General features: G+C 73.7%; 8 protein-coding genes. 3 read left to right on the top strand and 5 right to left on the bottom strand.

Translation table 11 applies throughout. The features are described from left to right. Positions 1–5: 5 nt before the first annotated feature. The 3 genes from ACIO5E_RS06260 to ACIO5E_RS06250 all read right to left on the bottom strand — a co-directional run bounded on the left by ACIO5E_RS06260 (position 6) and on the right by ACIO5E_RS06250 (position 4,256). Positions 6–2,276, bottom strand: coding sequence for an FdhF/YdeP family oxidoreductase (locus ACIO5E_RS06260; RefSeq protein ID WP_400664460.1), 2,271 nt, complete (start codon positions 2,274–2,276; stop codon positions 6–8). Positions 2,277–2,459: 183 nt separating this feature from the next. After that, positions 2,460–3,317, bottom strand: a complete 858-nt coding sequence (fdhD, locus tag ACIO5E_RS06255; protein ID WP_400664315.1) for a formate dehydrogenase accessory sulfurtransferase FdhD — start codon at positions 3,315–3,317, stop codon at positions 2,460–2,462. Between the two features lie 459 nt (positions 3,318–3,776). Beyond that, a complete protein-coding gene (locus ACIO5E_RS06250; protein WP_400664313.1) occupies positions 3,777–4,256 on the bottom strand; it encodes a GreA/GreB family elongation factor in 480 nt (159 codons plus the stop codon). Between the two features lie 277 nt (positions 4,257–4,533). On the opposite strand from ACIO5E_RS06250, the gene ACIO5E_RS06245 reads away from it, so the two are divergent. After that, entirely contained in the window at positions 4,534–5,976 is a 1,443-nt protein-coding gene (locus ACIO5E_RS06245; protein WP_400664311.1) for a glyceraldehyde-3-phosphate dehydrogenase, read from the top strand. Positions 5,977–6,152: 176 nt separating this feature from the next. Beyond that, on the top strand, positions 6,153–6,995 hold the full coding sequence (locus ACIO5E_RS06240) for a hypothetical protein (RefSeq protein WP_400664309.1): 843 nt from the start codon (positions 6,153–6,155) through the stop codon (positions 6,993–6,995). A gap of 147 nt (positions 6,996–7,142) precedes the next feature. Here ACIO5E_RS06240 and ACIO5E_RS06235 read toward each other — a convergent pair whose 3' ends face one another. Beyond that, the gene (locus tag ACIO5E_RS06235; protein WP_400664307.1) at positions 7,143–8,441 is read right to left on the bottom strand and encodes a carbohydrate-binding protein; all 1,299 of its coding nucleotides are present in this window, start codon (positions 8,439–8,441) and stop codon (positions 7,143–7,145) included. Between the two features lie 283 nt (positions 8,442–8,724). On the opposite strand from ACIO5E_RS06235, the gene ACIO5E_RS06230 reads away from it, so the two are divergent. Further along, the gene (locus tag ACIO5E_RS06230; RefSeq protein WP_400664305.1) at positions 8,725–10,782 is read left to right on the top strand and encodes a tetratricopeptide repeat protein; all 2,058 of its coding nucleotides are present in this window, start codon (positions 8,725–8,727) and stop codon (positions 10,780–10,782) included. 64 nt (positions 10,783–10,846) lie between these two features. Here the strand turns inward: ACIO5E_RS06230 and ACIO5E_RS06225 are convergent, their stop codons facing one another. Further along, complete coding sequence (locus tag ACIO5E_RS06225; RefSeq protein ID WP_400664303.1) at positions 10,847–12,502, bottom strand: translation initiation factor 2; 1,656 nt, start codon at positions 12,500–12,502, stop codon at positions 10,847–10,849. Positions 12,503–12,890 lie beyond the last annotated feature (388 nt).

Genomic DNA, 12,890 nt, shown 5'->3' with positions numbered 1-12,890 from the left:
GCCGTTCAGGCGGACGCGGTGACGGTGACCTTGAGATGCTTCATGATCGGCTGGTCGCTCTGGGTGCTGTAGTCGCCGAGCGCGCACAGCACGTTCATCTCGGGCATGTAACCGGCCGCGCAGCCGCGCGGGATCTCGTACGGGATCGCCAGGTAGCCGTTCAGGGTGCGGGTGCTGCCGTCCTTCGCGGTGCTGGTGATGTCGACCGGGTCGAACTCGGCGATGCCGCGCTCGCGCATGTCGTCCGCGTTCAGGAAGACCAGCGTGCGCAGGTTCTTCACGCCCCGGTAGCGGTCGTTGTCGGAGTAGATGGTGGTGTTCCACTGGTCGTGGGAGCGCATGGTGCCCAGCGCCAGGGTGCCCGGGGCGGGGACGACGTCGGGCAGCGGGGCGGCGGAGAACTCGGCCTGCCCGGAGGGGGTGAGGAAGACCAGCTCGCGGGCCGGCTGCTTGATCCGGAACCCGAGTGGCAGCCGCACCCGGCGGTTGAAGTCCTCGAAGCCGTCCAGGGCCTGGGACATGGTGTCGCGGATGCGGTCGTAGTCCTCGATGTACCACTCCCACGGCGTCTCGCTGTCCGGCAGTGCCGCGCGCGCCATCCCGGCGACGACGGCGGGCTCGGAGAGCAGGTGCGGCGAGGCCGGGCGCTTCATGCCGACGGACAGGTGCACCACGCTCATCGAGTCCTCGACCGAGGTGCTCTGCAGCCCGCCGCGCTGGTGGTCCTTCTCGGTGCGGCCCAGGCAGGGCAGGATCAGCGCCCGGCGGCCGTGCACCAGGTGGCTGCGGTTCAGCTTGGTGCTCACCTGGACGGTCAACTCGCAGCCGCGCAGAGCCTCGTAGGTGGCGGGCGTGTCGGGCGCGGCGAGCGCGAAGTTGCCGCCCATGCCGACGAAGACCTTCACCTCGCCGCGCCGCATCGCCTCGATGGTCTTCACGGTGTCCAGGCCGTGCGCGCGCGGCGGGTCGATCCGGCAGGCCTCGGCGAGGCGGTCCAGGAACTCCGGGGAGGGGCGGTGGTCGATGCCGCAGGTGCGGTTGCCCTGCACGTTGCTGTGCCCGCGCACCGGCGACGGTCCGGCCCCCTCGCGGCCCAGGTTGCCGCGCAGCAGCAGGAGGTTGACGATCTCCCGTACGGTGTCCACGCCGTGCTCGTGCTGGGTGAGGCCCAGGCACCAGCTGAAGATCGAACGGTCGGCGTCGCGGTAGACCCGCGCGGCCTTGAGGACCTGGGCCCGGCCGAGGCCGCTCTGCCGCTCGATCTCCGCCCACGGGGTGGCCTCGCACAGGGCGCGGTAGGCCTCGAACCCGGTGGTGTGCCGGTCGATGAACAGCTGGTCCAGCGCCTTCTCGTCGGTGGTGGACTGTTCCAGGATCGCCTTCGCCATGCCGCGCAGCAGTGCCATGTCGCCGCCGATGCGCGGCTGCAGGTTCAGCGTGCTGGTCCTGGTGGACTTGAACAGCGCCATGTCCACGAAGTCGTGCGGGACGATGGTGCGGGTGGCGGCCGCCTCGACCAGCGGGTTGATGTGCACGATCTGCGCGCCGCGGCGGTACGCCTCGGAGAGCGCGGTGAGCATCCGGGGGGCGTTGGAGGCCACGTTGACGCCCATGATGAACAGCGCGTCGGTGACCTCCCAGTCCTTGAGGTCGACGGTGCCCTTCCCGGTGCCCAACGAGGCCTCCAGGGCGCGTCCGCTGGCCTCGTGGCACATGTTGGAGCAGTCCGGCAGGTTGTTGGTGCCCAGTTCGCGGGCCATCAGCTGGTAGAGGAACGTCGCCTCGTTGCCGAGCCGGCCGGAGGTGTAGAAGGCGGCCTGGTTCGGGTCGTCCAGGTCGCGCAGGGTGCGGCCGACCAGGTCGAAGGCGTCCCTCCACCTGATCGGGACGTAGTGGTCCGAGGCGGCGTCGTACACCATCGGCTCGGTGAGGCGGCCCTGGTCCTCCAGCGCGAAGTCGCTCCACTCGGACAGCTCGGTCACCGAGTGGGCGGCGAAGAACTCGCGGCCGACCCGCTTGCGGGTCATCTCCCAGGTGACGTGCTTGATGCCGTTCTCGCAGATGTCCAGGTGCAGGCCCTTGGTGTCGTCCGGCCAGGCGCACCCGGGGCAGTCGAAGCCGCCGTTCTCGTGGTTCATCCGCATGATCGCCCGCGGCCCGTCCACGTACGCGCCCTCGCGCACCAGGAACCGGGTCACGCTCTTCGCGGCGCCCCAGCCGGCGGCCGGGTGGTGGTACGGCTCGAACTGCGGCGGCGCGGCGGGGGCGGGGCCCACGGCCGGCTCGGTCCGGTCCTGCGCGCGGTCGTCCTGCCCGGGCTCGTTCTGCGCACGGTGGTCGGGGGAGTTCACGGCGCTCGCCTTCCGTCGCTCGGATGGGGCTCGATGGTCGGCGGACACTCGGCGCCCGGACCCGACGCTACGCCCGCCGATCACACCGTGCGAGCCGGCGGAACGGCATCAGCGGACCCCGTCGGTGCCGCCCGGCCGGTCGGCGGTGTCGATCCGGTCGGCGCCGGTGTAGACGTTCATCGAGTCGCCGCGCAGGAAGCCGACCAGGGTCAGCCCGCTCTCCTCGGCGAGGTCCACGGCCAGCGAGGACGGCGCGGAGACCGCCGCCAGCAGCGGGATCCCCGCCATCACGGCCTTCTGGACCAGCTCGAAGGAGGCCCGGCCGCTCACCATCAGCACCGTCTCGCGCAGCGGCAGCAGGCCCTCGCGCAGCGCGTGGCCGACGACCTTGTCCACGGCGTTGTGGCGGCCGACGTCCTCGCGCAGGCAGAGCAGCCGGCCGTCCGCGTCGAACAGGCCGGCCGCGTGCAGGCCGCCGGTGCTGTCGAAGACCTTCTGGGCCGCGCGCAGCCGCTCGGGCAGGGCGGACAGCAGGTGCGGGGAGACGCGCAGCCGGTCCTCGGCGACGGTCCAGGCCGCGGTGGTGCGCACCGCGTCCAGGCTCGCCTTGCCGCAGAGGCCGCAGGAGGAGGTGGTGTAGAAGTTGCGCTCCAGCGAGGCGTCGGGGGTGGCCACCCCGGGGGCGAGCGCGACGTCCACCACGTTGTAGGTGTTGCCGCCGTCGGCCGTGGCGCCGGCGCAGTACCGGATCCCGGCCACCTCGTCGGCGCGGTGCAGCACGCCCTCGCTCACCAGGAACCCGGCCGCGAGGTCGAAGTCCCCGCCGGGGGTGCGCATGGTCACCGTCAGCGGGCGCCCGCCGACCCGGATCTCCATCGGCTCCTCGGCGGCCAGGGTGTCGGGGCGGTGCGAGGGCACGCCGCCCCGCAGACGCAGCACCCTGCGAGGTACGGTCACTCGGCCCATCGGCTGGCTCCTCGGTCGTGTCGGTCGTGTTGTTGCGCCGATGCGGACCTTACGGGTGAATCCTCGCCCCTCGCACGACCCCCGTGCGGCAGGTGGCGGCGGCTGTGGGCGGCCGTGACGGTCAGGCTCAGCACGCCCACGGCGGACAGGCCCGCCAGCAGGGTGGGGTAGGAGGCGTGGTCCGCGGTGCCGGTGAGCAGCAGTGGAGTGAGGAAGCCGCTGGAGGTGGGGGTCCGGTGGAGCGAGGCCGCCGTCGGCCCCGAGGGCTTCGGCGTCGGCCGCTCCACCTCCGTCAGCCCCGCGCCCGTCGGGATTTCCCTTTGCCGAAGATGTGGGCTGAACGGAATTCCGGACGGATGGGAAGGCGTCCGGTCCTTGAGCGCCGCTGTCCGAGGTGGTCGCGGACGACGTCGGGCGCGCCCGGCGTGCGGTCGGTGAGGAGGTGTGCGGCCACCACCGCTACGCCGTCCGGGCGCCGCCGTTGCCGATTGAGACGACGACCGCGCTCGCCGGGCCGCCGGGCGTCTCGTACCCGACCGTCTCCCCGGCGTGGCGCCCCAGCAGCGCCCGCCCGAGCGGGCTGTCGGCGGTCACCAGGGTCAGCTCGCTCTCCTCGGCGACCTCCGAGATCTCCACGGTCTCCTCCACCCCGTCCGAGAACCGCACGGCGACGGTGGAACCCACCCCCACCACCTCCGTGGACGGCGCTCCGGCGACCGCCCCCTCGCGGATCCGCCCCTCGACCTCGGCGATCCGCAGGTCCAGCCGCGCGACCTGGTCGGCCCGCTGCACCTCGTCCGCGGCGTCGGCCCGGTCACCCACCGGTTCCTCCCCGCGCAGCGTCCCCAGCACCCTCTCCCGCTCGGCCCGCAACTGCGCCAACTCCCCCTGCAACGCCCGCAGGGCCTCGGCGCTGATGGGCTCGGGACCGTCCGTCATAGCTGCTCCCGGGATCGTCGGTCATCCGGTCAAGCACCCGCCGCCTCCATTACCCCACCGCCCCGACCCCCCGGCAAATCCTCGGCTCCGCCGTCCTCCCGGGACCGGGCGGCCGGGGTGGCGGTGATCACGCTCCCGGTCCCGGTGCGGGGGGTGGCGGGGATGAAGGCGCAGGTCCGGGGGGTGGGGGTGGTCGGGCCGGGTGGGACCTGGCCGCAGGGGCGGGGGCGGGCGAAGCTACCATGTGCGCAACACCCTCAGCTCGAAAGATGGACTTGTGACTGTCAACGACGACGTGTTCACGGACTGGAAGAACCGCGAGGAGATCGCGGAGTCGATGATCCCGATCATCGGGCGACTGCACCGCGAGCGGGACGTCACCGTCCTGCTGCACAGCCGGTCCCTGGTGAACAAGTCGGTGGTCAGCATTCTGAAGACGCACCGCTTCGCCCGCCAGATAGCCGGCGAGGAGCTCTCGGTCACCGAGACGATGCCCTTCCTGAGTGCGCTGACCACCCTGGACCTCGGCCCCTCCCAGATCGACATCGGCATGCTGGCCGCGACCTACCGGGCCGACGACCGCGGCCTGTCGGTCGAGGAGTTCACCGCCCAGGCCGTCGCCGGTGCCACCGGCGAGAACAAGCTGGAGCGCCGTGACGCCCGCGACGTCGTCCTCTACGGCTTCGGCCGGATCGGCCGCCTGGTCGCCCGCCTGCTGATCGAGAAGGCCTCCGGCAACGGCCTGCGCCTGAAGGCCATCGTCGTGCGCGACGGCGGCGGCGACGACCTGGTGAAGCGCGCCTCGCTGCTGCGCCGCGACTCCATCCACGGCCAGTTCCAGGGCACGATCACCGTCGACGAGGCGAACAACAAGATCATCGCCAACGGCAACGAGATCACCGTGATCTACTCCGACGACCCGACCAAGGTCGACTACACGGAGTACGGGATCAAGGACGCCATCCTGATCGACAACACCGGCCGCTGGCGCGACCGCGAGGGCCTGTCCAAGCACCTGCGCCCCGGCATCGCCAAGGTCGTGCTGACCGCGCCGGGCAAGGGCGACGTCCCGAACATCGTCCACGGCGTCAACCACGACATGATCAAGCCCGACGAGCAGATCCTGTCCTGCGCCTCCTGCACCACCAACGCCATCGTCCCGCCGCTGAAGGCGATGGAGGACGAGTACGGCGTGCTGCGCGGGCACGTGGAGACCGTCCACTCGTTCACCAACGACCAGAACCTGCTGGACAACTACCACAAGGCCGACCGTCGCGGCCGCTCGGCACCGCTCAACATGGTGATCACCGAGACCGGTGCCGCCTCGGCCGTCGCCAAGGCCCTCCCGGACCTCAAGGCGAAGATCACCGGCAGCTCGATCCGCGTCCCCGTGCCGGACGTCTCGATCGCCATCCTCAACCTGCAGCTGGCCCGCGAGACCAACCGCGAGGAGGTCCTGGACTACCTGCGCGACGTCTCGCTGACCTCGCCGCTGAAGCGCCAGATCGACTTCATCGACTCGCCCGACGCGGTCTCCAGCGACTTCATCGGCTCGCGCCACGCCTCGATCGTCGACGCCGGCGCCACCAAGGTCGAGGGCGACAACGCGATCCTCTACCTGTGGTACGACAACGAGTTCGGCTACTCCTGCCAGGTCATCCGGGTCGTCCAGTACGTCTCGGGCGTCGAGTTCCCGACGTACCCGGCCCCGGCGGTCTGATCCTCCGCCAGGGACTGCCCGGCGGCGGGGCGGCGACCAGTGCGGTCGCCGCCCCGCCGCCGTTTGCTCTCCGCCCTGCCGTCCGCTCCGTGCCTGGTCGAGCGCGCACCCGGGCGTGGGCGGCGTGGGGGCGGCGGCTATCTTGAGGGGTCACGGACATCCGGAGGGAGCGGGCGATGGGGATGGCTGGTCGGCGGGTGGCGGCCGTAGTGGCGGTCGGGGTGCTGACGGGGGTGCTGGCCGGGTGTTCCTCGGGGGGCTCGTCCGGGCCCTCGTCCGGGGGGTTGGAAGCCGCCAAGAGCGGGGCGGGGGCGGCGAGTTCGGCGGTGGCGGGGACGGCGGGTCCGGCGGCGGGGACGGCCGGTGCGCCGGCGGCCGACGCGTCCGCGCCCGCCGCCGAGACGGGGGCGGCCTCGGCGCAGCCCTCGGCGCCGGCTGCCGGCGGGGGCGCCGGCAGCGGAGCGTCCGTGCCGCCGCCGGCCGGTGCGGCCACGCCCGGGGCGGACCTGGAGGCGGTGCTGCTGGACGACAAGCTGGTCGGCCAGGTGCTGCCGGACGCGAAGGCGATGGCGGGGTGGGAGGAGGAGAAGCGCAAGGTCGACACCGCCGACCACGCCACCACCTGCACCGCGTCCGCGCCGTGCACCGGCAAGCCGCTCAGCGGGTCGGTCCGGTTCTCCTCGGGAGACCTGGTCACCCGCTTCATCGTCGAGACCCTGCCGAACCGCGACGCCGCGAAGAACCGGCTCAAGGAGACGTACGCGTCGTACACCGGCGGGCCGTTCCAGAAGGTCGACACCCCGGTGCTGGGCAGCGAGAGCCAGGCCTTCCAGGGCCCGTTGGCCGGCAGCGACGGCATCGGCATCGTGCTGCGCTCGGGCACCGTGGTGGCCAGTGTGACCACCGAGGGCGGGCCGGCCGACGTGGCCGCGGCCCGGCGGTTCGCGGTGATGCTGGTCAAGCGGATCGAGCAGGCACAGCAGGGCCGGACGCCCGACGCCGGGCTCGGCCTGGCCTGACCGCTCGGCGAACACGGACGCGACGCCCCCGCCGAGTCGGCTGCGGGGGCGTCGCGTGCCCGCGGGGCGTCGCGCGTCGGCCCGGCAGGGCGGACGGCCCGGGGCACGATGCCCCGGGCCCCGCGCGTGGTCCGGTCTACGGGACCGTCAGCAGGGGCCGTCGTCGCCCCAGACACCCCACTGGCCGCTGGCGCTCGGCACCTCGTTCAGCGTCCACCACTTGGCGTGGTACTCGTGGCCGCCGTAGGAGACCTTGCTCCCGCTGGTGTACGTGGTGCTCGCGCTCCACGCCGGGTCGGTGCAGGCCCCCGGGCTGGTCGGGGGAGTCGTCGGCGGCGTGGTGGGCGGGGTGGTCGGCGGCGTGGTGGGCGGGGTCGCCCCGGCGAACTTCACCGTGTACTTGGTGAAGTCCCAGTCGTTCTGCGCCACGCTGGAGCAGGAGCCGGACAGCCCCGGGTCAACCGGGCCCGGGCACTGCCGGTCCCGGTTGACCGACCAGTAGGTGTACCGGGCCAGGCTGTGCGCGGTGGCGAAGTCCAGCACGGTCTGGAAGTCCGCCTGCCGGAAGTACTCGGCGGCGTCGGTGCGGCCGTTCATCATCGACACGCCCTCGTGGGCGTAGGCGGTGGCCTCGGACCAGCCGAAGGTGGTCTGCAGGATCTGGTTGAACTTCACCAGCGCGTCGGTCTGTGCGGCCGCGCCGTTGAACCCGCCGTCGAACGGCATGATCGAGAAGTTGTTCGGGGTGAAGCCCTGCGACTTGGCCTCGTTCAGCATCTGCGTGCCGAACCAGCCGGTGCCCGCGTTCGTCCCGGCGGTGGTGATCGAGACGTACAGCCCGGGGTTGTTCTGCTGGAGGATCCGGGCGGCGCCGATCTCGTTGTGGATCGCCGCGGTGTTCTCGTACTCCGGCTCCTCCAGGTCGAAGTCGATCGCCTTCAGCTGGTACTTGGTGATCACCTTCTGGTACCCGGCGGCGGTCGCCTCCGGCGTGCCGCAGACCTGGCCGAGCTTGGTGCCGCCGTACCCGCCGACCGACACCGAGACGTCCCCGCCCTTGCCGCGGACGGTCTGGATGACGCCGGGCATGGTGGTGTCGGTGTCGATCGAGGAGGTGCCGCCCCAGGAGGGCGAACAGCTGTTGCCCTGGGCCAGGATGAACGCCAGCTGGAAGGCCTTCTGTCCGGTGGCGTCCATCACCGCCGCGGCGTCCGGCGGGCTGTTGTCCTCGGGCATCAGGTACGGCGCCGAGGCGTACCAGTTGCTGCCGAGGCCGGTCGTGGTGTCGGCGGCCGCGGAGCCGGTGCCCGCCAGCGCGGCGACACCCCCGGCGACCAGGCCGAGCACCCCGGCCACGGCGACGGCGGCCCGGCGCGGGCGGCGGCGCCCCGGCGGGTTCGGGGCGGTGGTGGCGGTGACGGGGTGTGGGGGAAGAGCGCGTTCCATCGAAGGCCTTTCCAGGCTTGACGGCAGTGGGGGAGGGGACTGCTCGCGCCGGAGGTGGGGGTGGCGCGCAGACCGGAACGGGCCGTCGGCCAGGGGTAGTTGCCGAAGGCTGTCACTGGTATAGACCTATCGGGGAAGGGTGGTCAACCCCAAAACGGTCAAGCCGCCCGGCTCGCCCGACGGGCAAAGGCGTGTCCGACGGACACGCCTCAGACCGACCGGCACATGGTGGGCGGCGTCGCGACACCACCCACCATGTGCCGGTCGGTCTTAGAGTTGACGGGTGGCCAAGGAGAACACGAACAGGGTGGACGGGCAGGTGCACGCCGGTGCCATCGTGCAGGCGCACACCATCGGGCAGCTGCACGTGCACCCCGCAGCGCCGCCCGCCGTCCCCTGGCAGCTGCCGCCCGGCCTGGGCCACTTCGCCGACCGCACCGGCGAACAGGCCCAGGTCCTCGCCGCCGCCGCGGACGGCGCCGAGACCGGCGGCCCCCTCCTCGTGGCCCTCAGCGGCATGGGCGGCATCGGCAAGACCGCCCTCGGCTTCCAGCTCGCCCGCGAACTGCGCGGCAGGGGTCGCTGCCCCGACGGCATCCTCCACCTCGACCTCGACGACCTGCGCCGCGAGGGCGCCGTCGAGGTCGCCGACGCCCTGGGCAAGCTCGCCCACGACCTCGCCCCGGCCGTCCCGCTGCCACCCGGGTACGCCGACCGCCGCCGCCACTACTGGGCCGCCACCCAGGACAAGCACCTCGTCCTCGTCCTCGACAACGCCCGCAGCGGAGCCGAAGTCCTGCCCCTGCTCCCCGCCTCGGCCTCCGCCGTCGTCATCGTCACCAGCCACGGTCGGCTCCACGACCTCGACGGCACCCGGTCCGTCGAACTCCCCCTCGGTCCGCTCACCGGCGAGGACGCCACCGGCCTGCTCCACGCCACCGTCGCCGACCCCCGGCTCGCCGCCGACCCGGACGCCACCGCCGAACTCGCCCGCCGCTGCGCAGGCCTGCCCGCCGCGCTCCAGGTCGCCGGCCGCTGGGTCCGCAAACACCGCCACCGCGAACTCCGCCGCCTGATCGACGAACTGACCGCCGAACTCCACCGGGAGGGCGTCCCCATGGTCGAAGCCGTCTGGGACGCCGCCTACGCGAGCCTCACCCCCGGCGCCGCCCGGCTCTACCGGCTGCTGCCCCACCACCCCGGCCCCGTCATCACCGTCCAGGCCGCCGCCGCCCTCCTCGGCACCGGCCCGGCCCCCGCCGAGGACGCCCTCGACGAACTCGAACAGGCCGGCCTCCTCCACCCCCGGCCCGACGGCCTCCACCAGCACGACCTGCTGCGCGGCCACGCCCTGCGGCGGGCCACGGGAGACCCGGAGGACACCGCCGCCGTCCGGCGCCGCCTGGTCCGCTGGTACCGGCGCCAGGCCGCCCGCGCCGACCTCCTCGCCGCCGGCCCGCGTCTCACCGTCGCCCGCCCCGCAGCCGAGGAGCCCGCACTCGCCGAGGTCCCCGACATCCCGCTCGCCGACCCGCACCAGGCCATGCACTGGCTCGAAGGCGAACACCTGGCCCTCTACGGCTGCGTCCGCATCGCCCACGAGGACGGCCTCGACGCCGACGCCGTCGCCCTCTGCGAACCCCTCTGGACCCACTTCCTCGACCACCAGCACTACGCCGACGCCATCGACGCCTTCGGCCGCGGCGCAGCCTCCGCCGACCGCGCCGACGACCCGCTCGCGGTCGTCCGCATGCGCTGCCAACTCGCCCGGCCCCTCTGGGAACAGCGCCGCTACCAGGAGGCGGCGGAGCACCTGCGGATCGCCGTCGCCCGGGCCCGGCTGCTCGGCGACACTCCCGACGAGCGCAAACTGCGCGCCTCCGCCGTCGAGTTCCGCGGCAAACTCGCCTCCGTCCAGGGCGACTGGGCCGCCGCCGTCCCCGACTTCGAGGCCGCCCGCGAAGAGCACCTCGCCATCGACAACCCCTACGGCGTCATGCTCCAGACCTATCTCCTCGGCCGCGCCGCCGTCGCCCTCGGCCAGCCCGACCGCGCCATCGCCCTCCTGACCGAGGCCCACACCACCGCCACCGCCCTGCGCCGCGACCGCATGTCCGCCCGCACCGCCTACGAACTCGCCACCGCCCTGCGCGGGGCCGGCCGCCACGCCGAGGCCGCGCCCCTCTACCGGCACGCCCTCACCAGCGCCCGCGCCCGCCGGTCCACCACCGACCAGCTCCGCGTCCTCGACACCCTCACCACCTTCCACGAGGAGCTCGGCGACCCGGACACGGCGGAGGCCTGCCGCACCGAGGCGACCCGCCTCCGCGGCGGCGCGTAGGCGCTGCCACGCGCCGCCACGCCTGCGCTCCGGGCGGATGGCGCGGGTCTGGTGAGCGTGGGGCTCAGACCGGGTGGTCCAGCTCCGCCGCCGTGGCGGGTTGCAGGCGGACGCGGTGGGCGGTGGTGCCGAGGAGGGCGGTGAGGGTGGCGGGGAGGGGGTGGTCCGGGCCGGGGTAGGTGGCGAGCCAGGTGTGGACGGCGGAGAGCGCGGCAGCGGGGTCGGTGAAGCGGGTGCGGGTGCCGGTGCCGGTGCCGGTGCGGGCGGGCTCGACGCGGGCGGTGAAGGGGACACCGGCGTCGCGGCGCAGGAGGCACAGGGTGGGGGAGAGGACCACCGCCGCCGTCCGGCAGTTCGGGTACTCGTCGAAGGCCTCGGCCGTCCAGTCGGCGGCCGTCCGGTACTCGTGGTGCCAACCCGGCGAGGGGGCCGGGCGGTCGGCGCGGCGGTAGAGCAGTGCGGCGCTCTGGAGTTGGCGTGTTCCGGCGCGGCCGTGTTCGGCGGCGCGGTGGTGGAAGGGCAGGTCCGTCCAGGGCGGGAGCCGGTCCACGGTGATCCGCCCGTTCCCGACCTCGGCCCGGACGGCGAACGCGGCCGGGGCGTGCGGGGCACGCTCGGGCGTCGGCACCGGCAGCGGCCGGGCCTGGACGGGGTGGGGCGGCGGGACGAGCCCGAGGAGCTTGTAGAGCTCCGGGCGCAGGGTGTCCAGGGACTCCCCGGCGAGGGCGAAGGCCTGTTCGGCGAAGCGGCGGGTGCGCGGGGGCCCGGCCGGTTCGGCGAGGGCGGTCGGGGCCGTGTCGACGTCCAGGCGGGGGACGGCGGCGAGCAGGTGCGCCATCGGGCTGCCGGGGACGAGTTCGCCCGCGCCGTCGCAGCCGGCGACCACGGGCCGGTCGAGGGCGGCGGCGTAGAGCGCCACCGACCCGTGGTCGGTGACGACGACGTCGCAGGCGACCAGCAGCGCCGCCCACTCCTGGTACGGAGCGGCGAGCACCAGCCCGGCGTCCAGGGCGGGCCGCAGGCGGCGGGCGAGGTCGAAGGCGCCGGTGCGGCTGTACTCGTTGGGGTGCACGATCAGGGCCAGCTGGTACCCGTCGTACGGCAGGCGGGCGGCGAGTTCGGCGGGCAGGTCGGGCCGGCGGGCGAGCAGCGACTGCGGGCCCCAGGTCGAGGAGAGCACCACCAGCCGGCGCCCGCCCGTGCCGAGTGCGGAGCGGATGGCGTCGCGGCGGTCCAGCGACTCCAGGATCCGGTCGAGCGTCGGGTCGCCGGCGACGAAGGCGTGACGCCGGGCGGAGGGGAGCCGGGCGGCCAGCCGCTCGACCTGGGCGGGGTGGGCGAGGGCGTGCAGGGTGGCGGTCGGGTGGCCGCCGCTGAGCAGGAACGCGGGGTCGAGACCGGACGGCAGTTCCGGCGAACCCTCCTCGGGCAGGGCCTTGTTGAAGCCCGCGCCGTGCGGCAGCAGCACCTGGTGGCCGCGCAGGTCGCCGAGGTCGCCCTTGGGGCTCGCGGTGAGGATCAGGTCGTGCCGGGCGGCGACGGCCTCGTCCCACGGGATGCACCGGGCTCCGGCGGTGTCGACGGCCGCGAGCGCGTCGGTGTCGAACTCCGACCCGGGGACGAGGGTGAACCGGCAGCGGACCCGGTCGTCACCCTCGAAGACGGGCAGCAGGTCGAGGAGCCGGTGCAGCGCGGCGGCCGAGCGGACGGCGAACAGCACCTCGGCGCATCCGGAGGGGGCGCGGTGCCGGCGCGGTGACGTGAAGCGAGGCGCGGCGGAGCTGGCTGGCTGGCTGGCTGGCTGGCTGGCTGGCTGGCTGGCTGGCTGGCTGGCTGGCTGGCTGGCTGGCTGGCTGGCTGGCTGGCTGGCTGGCTGGGGCGATGGTGGCATACCACACCTCAGCACCCCCCGTCGAGGGTGCGCCGGCACCTGCTCGTCGTGGTCGGGGTGGTCCTGCGGCGGCATAGAGGCGATGGTAACGGCCTCGGCGCGCCGACGGCCCGGATCGCCCGGACCCGCTCCTGCCCCCGCTCCACCCGCTCCTCCTCACCGGACGCCCCGTCAGCCCGGACCCGAATCTACGCGACCGCCGTCGGGCGCATCGCAC

It is taken from the genome of Kitasatospora sp. NPDC087314 (assembly GCF_044744365.1).
Classification (GTDB): domain Bacteria; phylum Actinomycetota; class Actinomycetes; order Streptomycetales; family Streptomycetaceae; genus Kitasatospora.
The sequence above is the reverse complement of the archived record's forward strand: the minus strand, read 5'-3'. Positions and strand labels throughout refer to the sequence as shown.